13 protein-coding genes and 1 tRNA gene are annotated in these 19,411 nt (G+C 46.4%); 7 read left to right on the top strand and 7 right to left on the bottom strand.

The annotated features are described in order from the left end of the window. Positions 1-51: 51 nt before the first annotated feature. Both QUA57_RS05110 and cheB read left to right on the top strand, forming a co-directional pair. Positions 52-2,550 (top strand): hybrid sensor histidine kinase/response regulator, encoded by a 2,499-nt coding sequence (locus QUA57_RS05110; RefSeq protein ID WP_333059917.1) that lies wholly within the window; start codon positions 52-54, stop codon positions 2,548-2,550. A gap of 279 nt (positions 2,551-2,829) precedes the next feature. After that, positions 2,830-3,915, top strand: a complete 1,086-nt coding sequence (gene cheB, locus QUA57_RS05105) for a chemotaxis-specific protein-glutamate methyltransferase CheB (protein ID WP_333059850.1) — start codon at positions 2,830-2,832, stop codon at positions 3,913-3,915. 149 nt (positions 3,916-4,064) lie between these two features. Here cheB and QUA57_RS05100 read toward each other — a convergent pair whose 3' ends face one another. Beyond that, positions 4,065-4,451 (bottom strand): response regulator, encoded by a 387-nt coding sequence (locus QUA57_RS05100; protein ID WP_015175702.1) that lies wholly within the window; start codon positions 4,449-4,451, stop codon positions 4,065-4,067. A 741-nt stretch (positions 4,452-5,192) separates the two neighbouring features. Here QUA57_RS05100 and QUA57_RS05095 point away from each other — a divergent pair. Both QUA57_RS05095 and QUA57_RS05090 read left to right on the top strand, forming a co-directional pair. After that, the gene (locus tag QUA57_RS05095) at positions 5,193-8,000 is read left to right on the top strand and encodes a GAF domain-containing protein (protein WP_333059849.1); all 2,808 of its coding nucleotides are present in this window, start codon (positions 5,193-5,195) and stop codon (positions 7,998-8,000) included. Positions 8,001-8,101: 101 nt separating this feature from the next. After that, a tRNA-Gln gene (locus QUA57_RS05090) sits at positions 8,102-8,173 on the top strand. Positions 8,174-8,700: 527 nt separating this feature from the next. On the opposite strand, the gene QUA57_RS05085 is transcribed toward QUA57_RS05090, so the two are convergent. Continuing rightward, positions 8,701-9,876: a serine hydrolase gene (locus QUA57_RS05085; RefSeq protein WP_333250973.1), complete on the bottom strand. Its 1,176-nt coding sequence runs from the start codon at positions 9,874-9,876 to the stop codon at positions 8,701-8,703. Between the two features lie 519 nt (positions 9,877-10,395). Between QUA57_RS05085 and QUA57_RS05080 the strand changes: the two genes are divergently transcribed. Next, positions 10,396-11,502 carry an N-acetylmuramoyl-L-alanine amidase-like domain-containing protein gene (locus QUA57_RS05080; protein ID WP_333037291.1) on the top strand — a complete coding sequence of 369 codons (1,107 nt, stop codon included), beginning with the start codon at positions 10,396-10,398 and terminating at the stop codon, positions 11,500-11,502. 142 nt (positions 11,503-11,644) lie between these two features. Here the strand turns inward: QUA57_RS05080 and QUA57_RS05075 are convergent, their stop codons facing one another. After that, positions 11,645-13,030 carry a D-alanyl-D-alanine carboxypeptidase gene (locus QUA57_RS05075; RefSeq protein ID WP_333059846.1) on the bottom strand — a complete coding sequence of 462 codons (1,386 nt, stop codon included), beginning with the start codon at positions 13,028-13,030 and terminating at the stop codon, positions 11,645-11,647. A 421-nt stretch (positions 13,031-13,451) separates the two neighbouring features. Then, positions 13,452-13,787, bottom strand: coding sequence for a hypothetical protein (locus tag QUA57_RS05070; RefSeq protein WP_333059845.1), 336 nt, complete (start codon positions 13,785-13,787; stop codon positions 13,452-13,454). Positions 13,788-14,354: 567 nt separating this feature from the next. On the opposite strand from QUA57_RS05070, the gene QUA57_RS05065 reads away from it, so the two are divergent. Further along, on the top strand, positions 14,355-14,870 hold the full coding sequence (locus QUA57_RS05065; protein WP_333059844.1) for an HNH endonuclease: 516 nt from the start codon (positions 14,355-14,357) through the stop codon (positions 14,868-14,870). Between the two features lie 269 nt (positions 14,871-15,139). Next, positions 15,140-15,538: an alr0857 family protein gene (locus tag QUA57_RS05060; protein ID WP_333059843.1), complete on the top strand. Its 399-nt coding sequence runs from the start codon at positions 15,140-15,142 to the stop codon at positions 15,536-15,538. A 169-nt stretch (positions 15,539-15,707) separates the two neighbouring features. On the opposite strand, the gene QUA57_RS05055 is transcribed toward QUA57_RS05060, so the two are convergent. The 3 genes from QUA57_RS05055 to QUA57_RS05045 form a co-directional block, all read right to left on the bottom strand. Next, positions 15,708-17,828: a ShlB/FhaC/HecB family hemolysin secretion/activation protein gene (locus tag QUA57_RS05055; RefSeq protein WP_333059842.1), complete on the bottom strand. Its 2,121-nt coding sequence runs from the start codon at positions 17,826-17,828 to the stop codon at positions 15,708-15,710. Between the two features lie 140 nt (positions 17,829-17,968). Next, positions 17,969-18,112, bottom strand: coding sequence for a hypothetical protein (locus QUA57_RS05050; RefSeq protein WP_333059840.1), 144 nt, complete (start codon positions 18,110-18,112; stop codon positions 17,969-17,971). A gap of 148 nt (positions 18,113-18,260) precedes the next feature. Beyond that, positions 18,261-19,127, bottom strand: a complete 867-nt coding sequence (locus tag QUA57_RS05045) for a DUF928 domain-containing protein (protein WP_333059839.1) — start codon at positions 19,125-19,127, stop codon at positions 18,261-18,263. Positions 19,128-19,411: the final 284 nt, after the last annotated feature.

Here is a 19,411-nt window from a genome sequence, read left to right as displayed (position 1 = left end):
CCAATTACCCATGAGCCATGCTCAATTCCCTATTACTCAACAACATATATGATGATTGAAGATCAAGAACTTCGAGATGTATTTAAAGTCGCTAGTCAAGAACACTTACAGAAACTAGACGACGGATTGCTGTACTTAGAACAACATCCGAGCGACTTAGCTAAGGTAGAACAATTGTTGCGAGAAACCCATTCTCTTAAAGGTGATGCTGGGATGCTAGGCGTAAAAGATGTAGCATCTTTAGCTCATCAAATGGAGCATATTTTGGGAGATGTCAAGCGGGGAGAAACTCAACTGAATTCCGATATTAGCGATCGACTTTCGCAAGGTTTAGACGCCATGCGAAAACTCGTTAACGAAGCCGTTACCGGCGAAGATTCCGGCGTTAATACTTTTTACATCCTCGCTAGCATGATGGGTGCTTCTAGTGAGTCACAGCCACAGGCAGCAGCCTCAATATTAGATTCCTCATCTTCACAAGTACCAGAACAACCGTTGGTAGAACTGCAATTTACTGAGCCTGCTACCCAAGAACTAGAAACAAATGTTGAAACTTCTGAATTCCTTAACTTAGAGAAAAATTCCTCTTTTTTACCACCCCTACAATCCAAGCCCGAATTTCTACTGCAAGCTCAAAACTTGCCTGCACCTTCTGGGCGCGCCACTGAGTCGGCTTTGCAGTCGGCAGTTACTGCATCATCAACCTCATCTTACCGCATTGAAACCATTCGCGTTGCTACTCAAAATTTAGACGATTTAATGACTCAAGCAGGGGAACTTACTGTCACAAAAACTCGGCTAGGACACCGAGTTGCAGAGATCGAACAAATTACAACTTTGTGGGAAGAGTGGAGCCGAGAATATTTTGTAACGAGCTTGACTGTTGATCGGATGCAAATAGATGAAAACGGTATAAAAGCCAACGGTAAATTTAGCCAATTGCAGGATTACTATCAACGTACAGAAGAACGTTTAGAACGTCTCGGAACTTTAGTCAACCGCTTGAGAAATCGAGTTTATGAAGATACTGCCAGACTCGAATTAATCGCTGAGGCACTAGAATCAGGAATTCGCACTCTGAGACTGCTGCCTTTGTCTACTATTTTTAATTTATTTCCTCGAACTGTTCGAGACTTAGCAAAACGGGAAGGTAAAGAAGTTACATTAGTGATTGAAGGAGGCGAAACTACAGCAGATAAACGCATTTTAGAGGAAATGAAAGACCCTTTAATGCACATGATTAGAAATGCGATCGACCACGGCATTGAAACTGTTGAGGAGCGGAAAAAACTAGGTAAACCTCCCGTGGCAACTCTCCGAATTAAAGGCTATAATATTGCTAGCAATATTATTATTGAAGTTGCTGATGATGGCCGGGGACTAAATCTAGAGAGCATTAAACAAACTGCTGTAAAACGTAATATTTGTACGCTTGAACAACTGGCAGAGATGACCGAAACTCAAGTACAAGCTTTAATTTTTACTCCAGGTTTTTCAACCAAGAAATTTGTTACCGAAGTATCGGGTCGCGGGGTGGGTTTAGATGTAGTTCGCACTAATGTTGAAGCCCTAAAAGGTAGTATTCAAGTAGAGTCTTTACCGGGAAAAGGATGCACTTTGAGGCTGCAAATCAGCACGTCTTTAGCTACAGCAAATGTATTAATTGTCCTCGTTGAAGACATTCCTTATGCTCTGCCAGTCGAGTTTGTAGACACGGCACAACAGGTGGCTCAGTCGGAGATATTTGCTATAGAAGGTAAGGAAACTATACTTTCCAATGGTCAGCCTCTGTCAGTGGCTCATCTGACAGATTTACTAGAATTAAACAATAGAAAATGGTGGGACAAAAATAGGTACTTGAGACAGGAAACCGGAAGCGAAATTCTGAGAAAAAATCACAACTACTTCCGAAATTCAACTTCTTCAAAAATGCCTTGTATTGTTTTAAAAGTTGGGGAGGAAAGATTGGGATTATTTGTAGATGCTTTGATAGACGAACAGGATGTTGTGATGAAACCTCAAAGTCAATTGCTGAAACGGGTGCGAAATGTTTCGGGTGCCACAATTCTCGGTACAGGGGAAGTTTGCATGGTACTCAATCCCCACGATTTGATAAAATCTGTACGCCAGCAAGTTTCGTCCCGTGGGGTTTCTGGTGCGCGATCGCAACTTGAGACGGCCAGTAGAAAGCAAGTTATACTATTAGCAGAAGACTCGATCGCCACGCGCACTCAAGAAAAGCGCATCCTGGAAGGTGCGGGTTACGAAGTTGTGACTGCAGTAGACGGATTGGATGCTTTCCATAAATTAAAAACTCGCGATTTTGATGCTGTGATTTCTGACATACAAATGCCAAATTTAGATGGTTTGGCTCTGACTATTAAGATTCGGGAGCAAAAAGAATACAGTGAGTTGCCGATAATTTTAGTGACATCCTTGGCATCGGATGAAGATAGAAAAAGAGGGGCTGATGCGGGGGCGAATGCTTATATTCCTAAAGGTACTTTCAATCAAGATGTGTTGGTAGAGACACTAAAAAGGTTAGTTTAGTCATAAGTCATTACTCCTTGGTTATGAGGCATTTGTTATTTACTACCAATTAGCACAGCTCAATATCAAGTGCCTAGTTCACCATTACCCGTGCATCGATGCCCAATGCCCAATACTTTGACTACGCGGTTACTGAGCGACTCGTGCTGAGCTAGCCACTCGCCCTGGGCGCCTTGCCTGCTAAGCTTCGCCGAAGGGAAGTAAGTCGAAGGTTAGCACAAGTGCCCGATTCCCCATTTCCCATTTCCGATTCCCCATTCCCCATTTCCCAGCAAACTGATGTTATCGCCCATTAAACTATTGTTAGTTGAAGATTCTCCAGTAGTTACGCTCGTCCTCAAACGAATTTTTGAGTCCTCGCCAGACATCCAAGTTGTAGGAACCGCTTGCAACGGATTAGAAGGACTAGAATTAATCCCCAAACTTCAGCCCCAAGTAATCTGTACGGATTTGGACATGGCGCCAATGAACGGGTTAGAATTTACGGAAGAAGTAATGAAGAAATATCCGCTACCAATTTTAGTAATTAGTGCTTCAGTGCAAGCGAATGATACTCAGAATGTATTTCAAGTGTTAAAGGCGGGTGCATTGGATGTTTTTCCGAAACCGATTGGCGGGTTGGTCTCTGATTACGCTCGCCTAGCAAATCAATTAATAGCTAAGGTGAAAATACTCTCAGGAGTTAAAGTATTTACACGGCATCAAAAAAAGATGCCAACAGAAGATAATAATCAAATAGTAAAAATCAACCAAGCACCAGTTCCTAATTACAAATTCTCCAACGAAAATGTTAAATTTTCAACTATTAAAGTATTGGCTATAGGGGCTTCAACAGGCGGGCCGCAAGCACTGTACGCGATTATTTCTAAACTTCCCGCTAGTTTTCCAGTGCCTATAATTTGTGTCCAGCACATCAGTGAAGGTTTTTTGCAAGGATTAGTTGATTGGCTGGGTTATGAATCGAAACTGCCTGTTAAGATAGCTGCTTTTGGAGAATTGCCACAAGCAGGAACTGTTTATTTCCCGCCAGAAAAGCGTCATTTAGAATTGGACGCTCAAGGGCGATTTGTTTATTCAGAAGCTGCTCATGCTGCGGGACACTGCCCTTCTGTAACGGTGACATTTAAGTCGGTAGCTAATTTTTATAGTCGGGCAGCAGCGGGGGTTTTGCTGACAGGAATGGGTAGAGATGGTGCTGACGGAATGTTGGCGATCGCCAGAGAAGGGGGGTTGACAATCGCCCAAGACGAAGCTAGCTGCATTGTCTTCGGAATGCCCAAGGAGGCGATCGCCCTCGGTGCCGCCCAATATGTTCTACCTGTCAGTGCGATCGCCCCCCTACTCTTGGCTAAATTAAAAATTTAGGACTTACCTCGCAAATAGTGCAGAAGGGCCCGCCCCTCGACTTGTTAAAGAAGTCGAGGATCACAGAGCGCGATCGCAACTTTTTAGTTCATTAATTACTCAAATTACTTCATTAATTACTCAAAATTGATTTCTTTTCCTAAGTCCGATTATTTGATTTTGATAAACTTACCAATTACCTCGCGCAACTTATCAGCATCAAACGGCTTAGTTAAATACTCTGTTGCTCCCGCCAAACGCCCCTGTACCTTATCAAAGGCTCCATCTCGCGCTGTCAGCATTACGATCGGCAAATTCTGAAACTGAGGCAAGCTCCGCACCGTGCGGCAGAGTTCCAATCCGTCAATTCCAGGCATCGAAACATCCAGCAACAAAACAGAAATTTGTTCGTGATAAATCGTTGACAAAGCATCCACTGCATTGTCGGTTACGAGAACTCGAAACTCTTTGCTTAAGGCCTGTTTAACAAGTCCTTGCATCACGACGCTATCATCAACTGCCAAAATAGTTGGTACTTGACTGCTACTTGCAGACATATTCTTCTCCCTGTTTATTTATAGTTCTTGAAAATACAAAACATACTTCGTTCAGTTATTTTTTGAGAGTTGCCTCTACCCAATAATTGTCAACTCCGTTGGAGAGTTAGTTGAAACTTTACCCCTGTTTTTTTACCTCAAACTCGAAAAAAGGGATTGGGAGAGTGGTCGATCGGCAATTACAACAGTTGCAAAATGTGCATCAGGGCCCAGAAACCCTAAAAGGTCGAGTTTGAACAACTATTGTTACAAAGTTTAACATCTTACCAATCTTTTGTAATTCATCTCCTAACTGTAGTTGAACTACCGGCTAAGGCACAGCTCGGTAAAGGACACTGGTATTGTGGCACAAACCCCTGATTTAAATCTACCAGCAAGCCAGCTACCCACGATTAGACAAGTCTGTTAAAATACAATTAAACTGATAAAAAAATTCTAGGTAAGCAATAGTCATATATTTTGGAAAGCTGCTTCCTCCCAACAGAGGCTCTTAGATTTAGAGAGCCGGAGGTATTCAAAAGCATAGTCAACTGGAAGTATAATTTATATAGTCTTAGATCTGGGGTGCTCTAACTCCGATAACTCAAAAGTTTCCCGATCAGTCAAGAGGTTAGTCTGAATTTGGCGCAAGCAACCTGCGCCGAACTTGCGCCCCGAGTCTCCCAGCACAGAATTCATAGCTTGTTTTTCAAGGGAAGTATTGAGAAGGGCGGTTGCCAGCAACTAAACGGGCAGTTACACATGATGAAAGCACCCTTGCCTCTTGGTAAAAAAGTGTTCAAGCTTCATAACATTGATTTGTATCAGCTTCTTGGCTCTGATCCAGAGGCTTGCTTGGACAGTTTGGTTGGTTTGGCAGCTCATATCAGCCGAAGTCCTATTGCTTTCTTGAGCTTGATTGACGGTAACCGCCACTGGTTGAAGTCGCAGTTAGGTATCGATCAAAATTTGACCCAGCGTTACCTGAATTTTTGCGATCGCGCCCTAGACCCAACTCCCGAAGATTTCGCCCAGAGTTCAAACTCAAACTCGGAATTTGACCGGGCAATTTCCCTGCAACAACCGCCCGTTGCTCCCGAATTTGCGATCGAACTTCCTATAAATTCCTTTAAAGAACTGCCTGCCGCCATTGTTCGAGACGCTTCCACAGATATGAGATTTGGCGATCATCCGCTGATCGTTTTCTACCCCTTCGTGAAATTTTACGCCGGAATCCCAGTTGTTAGCTCTGAGGGGCAGGTGCTGGGAGTGCTATCCGTCATGGACTCGGTGCCGCGAGACTTGACAAAAGAAACGATAGAAGGTCTGCAAGCTTTGAGCCGGCAAGTTGCGAGTTTGGTGGAGTTGCGCTGGCAATTAGTCAAAGCTCAAAAACAGTTGCCAGAGGTAGAAGATATTAGCTCGGACAGCCAGCAAGTCTCGGAGTTAGTTCGTGACTCGAACCGCGACAGCTTGTGTGCGGTACATACGCCACAGAGTAGCAGGAGAATATACGGCACAAAAGAGATCCCAACGCTGGGGGAAACAGGCAAATCTCAATATGTGTGGGAAGCTTCAGCGGGCATCGGGCACGCGGACGATACCCAACAAATCCGAGAAATCGTTGCCGGCCCCCGCGACACCTCCGATCGCCAACTAACGGCAGCGTCCCTACAAGAGCGATCGCGCTTGGGAACCCTGCAAGCTAAAGTCGGTGCAGCCCTCGGACAAGGCGGGAAAATATCGGTCATCCTCAACCGCTGCACCGAGGCAATGGTAGAGTACCTCGACGCCACAGGGGTGAGCATCTGGACTTTTAACTTGCAGACAGAGCGGTTAGAATTGCAGGCCAATTCAGGACTTAGCAGCCAAGAGTGGGCACCGGAAATAGAAGATTGGCTGCGAACAGAAGCGGGAAACCTCCAAACGGCTCCTGTGTGCCTACTGTCGAACCCGTCTCTGTGCACCATTGCCTATCCGCTGATTGTGGAAGAGCGACTGGTGGGAGTGATGGCTCTGTGCAGTAGCGCTTTGGCAAGCGAGGGAGCGCTAGAAGTTCTCGGCTGCATGACTAACGCCATCGCCGTGGCGATTGATCGCGTCACAGCCCGAGAAGAATTGTTGAGCCGCCGGGAAGGCTTGCTGTTCGGCCTCGCCAGCCAGATGCGAAATTCCCTCGACCTCGACAAAATTTTAGATACGGCTGTCAACGAAATTCGCAGCTTGTTACAGGTTGACCAGTGCTACTTTTTATGGTACTCCATCTCGCGAGACGGGCAGCCAAGCTTTGCAATCACCCACGAGGCGGCAAATCCCGAAGTGAAAGACCGGCTTACAGAATACCCGATCGAACAAGTAACCCTGCTGGCCGAGAAAATTTGCCACCGCCAAACGCTCCGGATTGGCGACGCGGCAACAGCACTCTGCATCGAACAGCCGACGCGAGATTTTTTGACCAGTATCGGGATTGTTTCTAACCTGCTGCTGCCGCTCAAGACTCGCTCCGGTCAAATGGGGGCTGTAGTTTGCAACCATTACAGCAGCCACCGTTCCTGGGCGACGAGCGAAGTGGAATTGCTGCAAGCGGTGGTGGATCAACTGGCGATCGCGATCGACCAAGCCGAACTCTACGCCCAAACCCGCGCGGCAGCCTTAGCCGCCCAAACTCAAGCCCGCCAACTGACGGAAACTTTGCAGCAGTTGCAGCAGAAAGAAGCTCAGCTCATCCAAAACGAAAAAATGTCCTCTCTCGGTCAAATGGTCGCCGGCGTCGCCCATGAAATTAACAATCCGGTTAATTTTATTTACGGCAACTTGACTTATTGCAAGCAGTACATGAAAAATCTGCTGGATTTACTGCACTTGTATCAAAAGCATTACCCGGAGCCTTGCCCCGAAATTCTCGACAAAAGCGAAGAAATCGATGTTGATTTCATAGTGCCGGATTTGCTGAAAATTCTGTCTTCAATAGAGATGGGAACTGAACGCATCCGCCAAATTGTCCTGTCTCTGCGGAACTTCGCGCGGCACGACGAAGCAGAGATGAAGCTGGTGGACATTCACGAAGGGATTGACAGCACGCTGCTGATTTTGCAGAGCCGCTTCAAGTCAAATGGACTAATACCGGGAATTGAGGTAATTAAAGACTACGGTAACTTGCCGAAGGTAGAGTGCTATCCCGGACAGCTCAACCAAGTATTTATGAATATTTTGGCGAATGCGATCGACTCTTTGGAAAATCAGCCTCCACCCAAGACGATCAAAATCTCGACGGCGGTGGTGAACCCAAACTCGGAGGCTGATGAGTCAGGAAAGTCAAGCGGTCAAGTTGTGGTGATTCGGATTCAAGACAGCGGGCCCGGATTGGCCGAAAAAGCTAAATGCCACTTGTTTGACCCTTTCTTTACCACTAAACCTGTGGGCAAGGGTACGGGACTCGGCTTGTCTATTAGCTACCAGATTGTGGTGGAAAAACACGGAGGAAGCTTGAACTGTATCTCGAAACCAGGACAGGGAGCGGATTTCAGGATTGAAATTCCGGTAGCTCGCCCCCGTGCGATCAGAGCATAAACCTGCGGGCGATCGCTTCCAAAAACATTTTTAAAATTTTCTTGTCAAAATGCTTGACAGATTGCTGTGTTTGAATGTTAAGATAGTGAAGGTTAAGACGTTGGGGCGTCGCCAAGTGGTAAGGCAGCGGGTTTTGGTCCCGCCATTCAGAGGTTCGAATCCTTTCGCCCCAGTTAAATTGTGTCAGGTCAATCAATTGTTTAACTCATAGTTTAGAGTTAGCGATCGACCGACGGGAGACAAACAACTTCCTAACTACAAATCTAATTAGGACTTACTCACAGGATATAAGAAACTGGGTTTCTTGCTGCGGGTTTTACCTAAAATCCTAGATTTGTGGTCAAGAAATTGGTTTTTTTGGTCGCCAGTGCCCATTTTTCGCAGAAACCGTTGTTTGTGCGTAATCTCACTTCTGACTGCGCCGAAATTGTATAGCAGAAGGAAGAAGGAAGAAGCAATAAAATCAATCGTTTCAGCCATTAACAACGTCCTAAACGTCGGGCGCGGTTGCTATAAAATCGAGTTAACATTCAACACTCATATCAAATCCGGTTGCATTGGAATGATTAAAACAATCTTGATGCAGAGAATACAGAGGAAGAGAACAGAGAGATGAATAATTCCGATGCAACCGGATTTGATATCAACCATTCTTCAGTTTTTCAACTAATAGTCAACATTCAACAGGCCCTACTCCATATCACTGCAAAGTGCTGGGACCACGAGCGTTTAGCCGATCGAAAACGTATCGGGAAATGGCCGGAAATGCTGTTTCGTCCTTGGCATAAGCCGGATCGTCTGCAAAAACAACTAAGATATAAATCGCGCGATCGTCTAAAGTTCTGACAAAGGCCGCTTCGCTGCGGGATTTGGAAGTATAGCCTACTTTGGAACCAAAATAAATATTAGTTGGTAAAGATTCGCCCAGAAATCCTTGTATCGAATTGCTAGGGTCATTTTTCCACGCCTTGGGGTCTAAGTCTCTCGTTAGCAAGTAAGCCATTTTGCGGCTGGCGACGCTGGAAACGGCTTGTCTAGTATAGATTTCATATATTAATCTGGCGGCTTGGTCGGTAGTTACTTGATTGCGAATCGGCTGAGAAGCATCGCCCCGCAATTGCAAATCGCGACCGATTGGTCCTTCTTGTCTTAAATAGTATATGGGATAATTTTTGGTGCTTATACGAAGATCATTGTAGCCGGCAGACTGGAAAAATGTGTTAATTTGAGTGCGCTTTTTCAGCCAGGTTTGCAACTCTTCTCCTGCGAGCCTGCCGCCGGATTTTGTATCGGTGATTTTGTCTAAAAGTCGGCTGGCAGCATCGTTGTTGGAGACGCGAATCATTTGTTCGAGGTCGTTTTTAAAGGCAGATTCTCTTTGCGTAATGATGCCTTTTTCTATGGCTGAGTAAAAGGCTGCCATCCAAAATAACTTGGCAACGCTAGCGGGAAATCGGAGAGTTTGATTTTGATATCCGGCAAAGGTGTGAGTTTTGGAATTGCTGACATCCAATAAGCTAATTGATAGCCGGTCAGCAGGCAGTCCTTTGCTGGTTGCAATCTTCACAGCTTCATCAACAATCCCTTGCAATTCTTGAGAGTAAACTGGATTGGGAGGTGTTTTGATGTTGTAGCTAAAGGTAGGCTCGCTTTGACGATCGGCTAAATTTTCCGATGGTTCAATTGTTGGAGGCGAGAGTGCTTCTTGAGGCGAGACGGCCTGTTGAGCCAAGATGACTGGCGGTTCTGGGGGACGGCGAATTCTGAACGGTATTGTGACAATCCAACCGATCGCGATCGCCCCGGCGATTAAACACAAAATGTTACGGTATTTTAGCCGAGAAAATTTCGTCCTCACTCGGCGACGAGATGGCACTGGGCGTTCGCTGCTTTGGCGTCGGCGTCCGACTGGGCTCTGGCTGCTATGGGGTCGGGATTGGATTAGACCTGTTGCATGAATCTTTGCTCGATCGGTCAACCGCAGATACAAGGGAGATGAACGCAGATTAACCCAGATAATTTCAAGAATTGAGAGCGACTTTTGCAAGAGGTCTATGGGGCGTCGGGTCTGGATTGGGCGACGAGATGGGACTGGGCGCTCGGTGCTTTGGCGTCGCGACTGGACTGGACGCTCGGTGCTTTGGCGTCGGGAGTCGATTGGGCGTTGGGGCCCGATGGGGCGGGGTCGGCGTTCTACTTGCATTACAGTTTTGTGCTATCAAACTCGCACGATCAGTTTATAATAGGGCGGCATCTAAATGACAAGTGTATCGATCTAGTCCGCTGTTGCCAATTTTATCGGTCTACTAGGCTGATTGAGACTTCTAGTAATTGTAAAATGTAATTGTAAAATTTTCAGGATAGCACTGAGTTGAAGCAAAATCCTTTGAAAAACATGAGAAATTTTTGGAGTCTGGCTGTTTTGGGATTTGCGATCGTCGGCGTGAATAACTCTTTGATACCTGATGTTTGGGCATTTCAGTCTCAATCTGCTACGGGATATGTTGTCGAGCGACAAACAGCAGGACAGGGCGCGGATTTAGCGTTTTCCTTGACGGGAAAAAGCGAAAATCTGGAAATAACAAACAACCAAACTGTTTCCAGTTTTCCGAGTATGTTTTGGGACTTCAACAATTTAGCGGAAATTTCCTATTCCGAATTGCTGAAGGTGCTGGCGAGACGCTCGGACTCAAATAATACGGAGAGAGAAACCGTTGCACAACCTGAAGACATAGCACGTTTTGAAAAGGTTGTACAGTATGCAAAACAACAAAATTTGCACGATCGCTCGATGGGAGAAATCGTCCAGGCGATCGCCGATAATTTCCTAGGAAAGCCCTACGCCGCAGGTTTACTGGACAAATCCGGCGAAGAAAAGTTGCTCATAACTTTGAATAAATTTGATTGCGTTTTGTTTGTTGAAACCGTTTTGGCGATCGCGAGGGGCGTAGCAGTACAAGATTACGACTATCAAAATTTTGTAAATCGCATAGAAGAACAGCGGTATTTAAACGGTAAAATCAACGGTTATTGCAGCAGATTGCACTATTTTTCCGACTGGATTAACGACAATCAAAAACGGCAAACAGTAGAAAATATCACGGCTGAATTAGGCGGAGTGTCCATGAATAAAACACTAAATTTCATGAGCCAGCACCGCAGCAGTTACCCGCAAATGGTCAAAGACGAAGCAACTTATCAGTGCATAGTCAGCCAAGAAGCAGAATTAGCAAAAACTACTGTTAATTACATTCCGACAAATCGGATAAAAAGTGTTTATTCTCAGTTAAAACCAGGGGATATTGTAGCAGTAGCTACGGATGTTAAAGGATTGGATGTCACGCACACGGGTTTAGTTTACCGCAATGCTGACGGCAATATGGGCTTAATTCACGCTTCGCCGGCTGGGGAGGTGACAGTTGCTTACGACTTGCAGAGATATATTAGGAGAGTCGAAAGTGCGATCGGCATTGTAGTCGCTAGGGCCAAAACACCTGATTAAATTAGTTTGTACTCCTAGGGTGCATCAGCTTGCATTATTTTAGCTGAAAATTTAAAATTTCTGTGCTGACGCACCCTATAAACTCTCTTGTGGGGTGGGCACGCGAGCTCGCCCGGAATATACAATTTCAATGCACAACAGCTTATTGAACAATTTCGCTGCGAGATACCTTACTACTTCTAGCAGGATTTGGCGTTAATTCCGGCGGCGAAACTTGGACACTTCCCCACTCATTCAAAAAGCTTTTCAGCAAAACCTCTTGCTGAGTGCGAAATGTCTCGACATTTGCCCCTCCATTCATAATCACAAACCACACAGTTTCTTGTTTTTGAGTTGGCAGGGCTCCGCCCAAAGCGCTAACATTATCCAACGTGCCAGATTTGACTACTGCTAATTTGGGAAGCGCCCGTTCTGCCAGTATTCCTTGATCTTTCCCAACTACAGTTAAGACATCCGCAACTGTCATGCTGTAAGGTTCAAGATAGCGTTCTAAAGCTATAAATAACGCGCAAGCAGCCCGGGGAGAAATGAGATTTTCTTCGCTCAATCCCGAACCGTTGACGAGTTGAATTTCTGCGGGAGGAACTCCGGTTGCTGCTGCTGCTTTTTGCGCGACTGTTTTGGCGCCGCCGACAGTATCAGCTAGCATATCTGCCATGAGATTGTTGCTGTACTGATTCATTTTTTTGATCAGTTCGGTAAGGGGCAAAGAATAATGTTTGACTAAAGGCTGCACATCGTTGGGAGATGCTGGCAAAACTTGTACAGTACCCTCAATGGCTATTTGGGGTTTCGGCGTATTGGGAGGCAGGGTTTGATACTGGGCGGCGGCTTCGCTGGCCCAGATTTGACTGTTCAATCCTTGTTTGAGCAATTCTCCAGATTTGAGGGGATCGAGTTCAAAGTTCATGTAAAACTTATCGACAATTATCAAATTGCCACTGACTCGCTTGATCCCTTTTTGATTTAAGGCGTTACCGAGGGCGATCGCCTCTTCCCATACAAACAACGGGTCGGCGTTTCCCTGTACAATTAAATTGCCTTTTAATACGCCGTTTTCAATTTTTCCAGTTGTACCAATTAAGGTGATAAATTCATGTTCGGGCCCGAATTCTTGCAGTGCTACCAGAGATGTTGCTACTTTGGTAATAGAAGCGGCTGACAGAGGAACTGTACCTTGGTGATTGGCTAGCAAAGTATTGCCAGATTGTATCCAGACGCCTTGGTTTTCTTTGGCAAAACCTTGGGCTGCCAACCCGTTGAGATATTGCTGGATTTTGGTATTTGTGGGGGTTTCGGGATTGGTAGCAGAGACTATTAAGGGCTGAGGCTGACTTGGTTTAACTGGCGGCGGGGAAGATTCAGCTACAAGAGAGGGAGATGCAAGTTGAGGTGATTCAGTTACAGGAGAGGGAGATGCAAGTTGAGGTGATTCAGTAGCTGCACATCCGCCAATAATTGTGAGAAGGGCGATCGAACTCGCAGCAGTTAAGTAGGGGTTTTTCAGCATTACCTTAATTTTTTTCATCAAATGTACGATCGTCTGTTCGGCACGCCCGATGGAAATTTTAGCACTAGCCCGCGCGTTTTGGAGCCTCTGGAGCTGCGTTACCAGAATTGCGAACTGCTAACATTAGCTATCTTCTTATCCATCTTCCTTCGCGTTCTTTGCGTCTTCGCGGTTCGTTAAATAGAGATTGTTTAAAGACTGCGGAATTTTATACCAATAGTCCGGACTGTTTTTAGTTCGTAGTCTGAAACCATGGATTTTCCGTTGGTATCTCGATTGCCTTGGAGCCGGGAAACCCTTATTCTACGGTTGGTAATCAAAAACTGTCCGAAGTATTGAAATCTAAAATCTAAAATCTAAAATCTAAAATAGTCTGATCTTCAGCGCCTGGGGCCTTCACCCCAGGCCGATCGCTCTCACAAATTTTCGATAAACTGGTTTATCCGGCCATACTCCCTATACTCAGCGGCACCATTTCGCCGTGCATCGTCAGGCCTAATAACATCGGCCCGCCCGGTCGAATCAACTCTCCTGTAAGCGCGCAGCGTTCTTCCTGCTGTGCTGTGGCATTAATGCTGGCTCGAATATCCGATCGAGAAAACATCTGCCGATACTCTCCAGACTTCTGCTGCACGTAATTCCAGAGCAAATCTCGAATCAAAGCTTGATAGCCTTGATTGCCTGCGAGATCTTTAAGTCTCTCTTTGAGTTCTCTTTCGAGTCGAATGCTGGTGACTTCCATTTCGGTGGTTGAGGTTCTAGGTAGGGTATGCATAATTTTTTCTCCGTGACGGGTGGACATATGTGTAATATCAGTGTAGTATGTTTACAGCTAGATTGAAAGCCTCTTAACCACCTTCTGCCGACAGTGAAATTTCTCCCCACCTACTCCACCTATCAACTGAATTGCGATCACCCCACGGGTCACTCCGAGTCGTTAGAGCACGTCTTTAGGACGGGTTTTGCGACTGTCGCAGCGACCTCGTGGGCGGGCTTGGGCCTAATTAAACCCGGTTATAGTGGATTAGGACAAATTGCAGAAATTAATTACAACGAGGTAGACCGGGACGGTCTGCAAGTGGCACACCCATATCGAGATACGCGAAGCGGGAGGTACAGCTAAACGACTGTACCAAGACAGGATGAAAATTTGCCTTTAGCAGTTTTTCTAGCCCCCGCTTCTAAGTAAGAGAAGCGGGGGCATTTGATTGGATATTTGAGAAATTCGATCCGCTTGGGGAACTGGGAAAAAACCAGATGTAGCCAATGCTGAGGAAGCAAGCAAAATTCAAAATTCAAAATCTAAAATCTAAAATCCAAAATTGATGAGGAGGAGCAAGCCGTGACCGTAGTAACTGATGTATTGAGGCAATCTGTGGTGGTGTTTTCTCAGAATTACCTACCAATGAGCCGTGTCAACATCAAACGGGCGATCGTACTGTTGGTAACAGGCAAGGCTGAACCTCTCGATTTTAGCATCGGCAACGGCTGGCTGGTACGATCGCCCAGCACCAGCATCCACGTACCCGAACAAATCCGCTTGACTTTTGGTAACAGGGAACGCCTTTGGAAAGTGCCCCCGGTCAATCGCCGGGAAGTTCTGCGCCGCGATGCTCATTCTTGCCAATACTGCGGTAGCAATCGGCATTTGACGCTGGATCACGTGATGCCTCGATCGAAGGGCGGCCCGCATACTTGGGACAACGTGGTGACTGCTTGCGAACGGTGCAACTCTCGTAAGGGCGATCAAACTCCCATAGAAGCCGGAATGTCTCTGCGAACTAAGCCGAAAGCCCCCATACACCCCACTGTTGCTTTTGCCGAACTGTTTTGGCACGAATACCAAATTGGGGAATAGGGCATGGGGAATAGGGCATGGGGCATTGGGGCATGGGCCAAACAGGTAATTGGTAATTGGTAATTGCTAATAGTTAATAGCTAATTAAGTCCTGTAATTGAAAAGGATTTTAGGTCGCAATAGCAAACTTTTCATTCCGACCTATCCAATGCCCGATGCCCGATGCCCTATTCCCAATTCCCAATTCCCAATTCCCGATGCCCGATGCCCAATTCCCAATTCCCGATTTTCAATTTTAAACTTTCAATTCCAAATTTAGGGCTGTCAATATGCTGAAGTTGACTTACACTGAAACGGGCTTTAACCTGGAGTGTTTGGCTCAATCTCCCGAACAGTTAGTGGCGCTGCGAGTTGTGCTGGCTATGCGAGTTGGTCAAAGCATCAGCGTCGAACCGAGCACTGCGGCATTTTTGCTGCCCGCGAATTTGCCGGCGCTGCCTCTGTTGGAATCTGAGGCCCGCCGAAACGACAACGATGCGATCGCCCTTTGTGTTGCTGATGCTGACTTTGTAGAAGTGACTCTGCGCGGTACGTGGATTTCTGGGGCGTCTGAGGAGGCTGACGGCGTGTTTGCGACTGTTTTGGGCGATCGGGCGGAGCTCTTGCTGCTCAAACTCTGGCTCGAAACTCAGGCTGCTGCGGAGGTTGTCGGGGAAGTCGGCGATTAATATTTGATGTTGAACAAGGAAGAGGGAAGAGGGAACAAGCAAGAAGGAAATATTTTCTTCATCTGCCACTCCACCACTTTCTCCCTCTTTCTCACTCACCCACTCTTCCCATCTCCCCTCTGCCATAACAGACAATTTATATGCTTACCAGAGGTGCTGAACCCTCATTTTATGGCGTATAAATTATGTTGAAGTAAATGCCGTTATCTTGCAGATTGTCGCCTTTATCGCTAATTCTCACCAAAGGGAAAGCGTAATCTACCCGCAGGTTCACCCGCTGTATCGGTTCCCAGATTACCCCCAAACCCACACCTGCTAAAAATGTCTGATTGGTTAATGTATTAGGATTGTTCGCAACGTTCCACACCGTACCCGCATCCAAAAAAGGAGCCAATTGAAGTTTGGGATTTCCCGAAGCATCGCGCTGCAAAGTAATCCGATCCTCGATAGAAACTCGGAAGCCGTTATCGCCAGAACGGACATTTTGGCGGTAGCCGCGCAAAGATTGCCCGCCGCCAATTACAAATTGCTGGGAAGGCAACAAACTATTAGCTGACAACTGCAAGTCTGCCTGCAAAATTAATAAATGTTTGTCATTCAATCGCTGTACTCGCTGCACTTGACCCAGCCAACTCAAAAATCGTCCGTCGGGATCAGAACCTTCGTTTTGAGTAGCATCAAACAAGCTAGTGCCGATCGTAAATTGCGATCGCAAGGCCCAAGCGCCCTGCGGGTCGCGCCGAATGTAGTCCTGTCCCAGCTTAATTGCACTCGTAGTGGTGACACCATTGGAGTCCGGGCCGATGCCAAAAGGAACCGGTTCGCCGGCGAGAAAAGTTCTACCTGTCTGATAAGTAAAACCTGCAGACAAGGCAAATTCTTCGATCGGCGTTCTCCGCAACGGCTGGCGGTAACTAATTTCAAATAAATGCGATTTTCCCGAAATGTCAGCACGGTTAAAAGGTGGTTGTACGATACTGTTGCGATTCGGCGCCGCCCTCAATTGCAAAGTGCCGTTCATCGCATTTAGCGGCACGCGATAGCTGAAATCAAACACGTCTGAATCGCCGAGCGATCGATAATAAGCCCCTGCCAGTTCGTCGCCATTTCCTGTTATATTGCGGTGCCGCAAACTAACTCCCAATCTTTCGGAACCGACACTGGGAGGCGAGTAATTGTCAATGCTGAAAGTAGGTTGAAACGGATTAGCTTCCGAGATTCGGACGATCAGAATGCTCTCGCCTTCATTATCCCCAGCCCGCAGACTGGCTTCTACATTGTCAAATAAAGGATCGACTCGCAGCAGCCGGAGTTGGTCTTCTAATGAAGCTGTGCTTAAAGGCATTCCGGCACCCAGACGAATCCGGCTGCGGATGTAACTCGGATTCAATCTTTTAGTTCCTTCTACCTCTATTCGGGCTAGCTTGCCTTCAATCACTTGAATTTGGACTACCCCTGCGGTGATAGTTTGGGGCGGCAAGACTGCTCTCGAAGTGATGTAGCCACGATTGAGGTAAATTTCGGTAATTTTGTCGGCGATTTGTTTGAGCTGTTCTAGGGTGGTAGAACGGCCTTCTAAGGGGTTGACTAAGGCATTAATTTCATCTTGGCTTAAAATTGTGCTGCCAACTACTTGAATTTTCTGCACCTCAATTGGTGTATTCGGCAACGTTGAGGGAACTGGCGACGGGGACGGCGGCGTTACTGTGGGTGGTACTTGGGGAGGTTCTGGGGAAGGCTGCGGGGCAGGTTGCAGAAATCGATCGCGATTTGGATCTGGCTGAGTTGGTGGCTGTGGCAGATTTGGAGGCGGCGAGGGTTGGTTCTGGGCTAAAACATGATTGCAATGTAGCTGGTTCTGACATTGGGGATCGTTGTCAACCAGATTTGTTTGTTCGGGCAAGATGCCCGCACCACAATCAGTTTCATCGATTGTGGAACAGGCATCTTGGCTGTTCTCGGCGGGGTTCGATTGTGTTTCTGGTTCAGGGTTGCTCTCGCTCGCATCGGGAAGCTGATTTAAGTTTGTTGCTGTTTCATCCTGCTTGATTTCCAGTTTTTGCAGTGCTAATACTTGATTGCCCGTATCTGCTGAGTTGTCAGCGGCGACGGGCAACAGAGAAATATCGTTTGTTTGGGATATAGCTTTATTGGCGTAAAAGCAAACCATCGGGAGCGAAGTTAGAAGTGAAATCCCCAACCGAAATAGTGCAATATTTGCATTCGGGCGCATAATTAATAATTTCTCTAAAATAAGTTTGTCGGCTGCTTGACTATGCCAGTTTATCATTTAGTATTAGACGAAATTTGACCATCAAAATTTCCACAGTCCGGCTTTCAAGATGCCAGCAGTCCGAACTGCTTGCTGATCAGTACACAAATTTTAATTGATTTAGGACGATCGACCAAACAACCCGCAACAGCCAAAAATCATCTGTGGCGCTGCAAAATACCGCGCTCGAAACCGAGTTTTTCGTACTTGCTGCACCAGTCATACCATTTGAGATTCGAGATTTGGCAATGACTCGCCCAAAAACGGATACCGTGCCCCGAACGCTCATCAGTGTAGATCATAAAATTTTAGACTCCTGTTCCTCATCCCAGATTCAATGCAGCAAGTAAATCTAAAATCTAAAATCTAAAATCTAAAATCGACTGACTGATGGCTATCACCGTTTGGGGCTTGCCTACCGTTGCATTCTTTTTTGAAACTGGTGTTTAATTATTTTCTTGTGATAGGCATTAACTCACTTGCGACTAAGGGTTCTTGGGCTATTTTGCCGAGTTCGACTGAGTTCAAGAGTGCTGACCACTTGATCGCTAAACTGGCATCGCTGGGAGAGTCGATACGCAATTGAGCTAGAGTTGCCAGGTACTCGTACCAAAGACGTTGTTGGGCGAAGATACTGAGCTTGGTGCGATCAGGCGATCGATCCAACTCTGTTTGCACGGTTGGGGCGAGTGCGGTGCGGTTGATCCACCCGGAAACGAGAACATCATCTCTTGTATTTTTTGGGTTGCATTTGATAGTAAAGTACCATTGATAGTTTTTGCCAACTTCCAGCGCTGGCGAGTTGTCGTCGGAGGCGAGGCTGACGCTAACTACACCTGCACGGCTAGTTACCATGCGAAAACTTTTTTTGTATAGTGTTTTGTCCCTTTCGTCTGCTAACTCAAACTGAACTGTTTTGTCGAGGGCTACAGGAAGGTAGTAGAAAAAAGTTGGCTTTGCTGATATGGTTTGCCCCATAGTTGATTGGGGAATCAAGGCAGTTAAGGTAGTTGTGGCCGTGGGGCATTCTAAGCCGCGGGTTCCTCCCCCTTCCCGCCTTCCGGGTACTCCGTCCTCCGGCGGTTGAAAGCTATTCCACGTGGAACCCGTTGGCTGAATGTTCGGTCTGCTTCCGCTGGTTTCAGGGGGTTGAACTGTTTGCCAGTTGAGGGGTAGCTGCCGTCGTGAGGGGCCCTTGACAATGTTTGCGGGGCTGTTGAGAGCCTCTGCTGGTATTAAGAAACTACCGGCGGCAACAGCCTCTAAAGACAGAATTAATGAAAGAGCACCGATATTTAGAGCAGACTTCAAAGCCATGACGAACCTGCCTTTTGATGAACCTAGGAACTTTATCGCACGGTTTTATTCTATCCAAGGTTTTGATGGATATAGTAATCTGTTGTACTTAATTTATATCTTTAGGCAGATACGATTATTTTGGTCGCTGTGCTGAACATAGAATTCTGTGTCGCCTTTGTCAGTGGTAGCTTAGTAGTTATACTTACTTCCATTCACGGCAGCAGGTTGGGTTGAGCTTGTTAAACCCAACTTTGACAAAGACTCATATTCGGGTTCTTTTAACTCTAACAAGAGGATACAAC

It is taken from the genome of Microcoleus sp. Pol7_B2, assembly GCF_036701035.1.
GTDB lineage: Bacteria > Cyanobacteriota > Cyanobacteriia > Cyanobacteriales > Microcoleaceae > Microcoleus.
The sequence above is the reverse complement of the archived record's forward strand: the minus strand, read 5'-3'. Positions and strand labels throughout refer to the sequence as shown.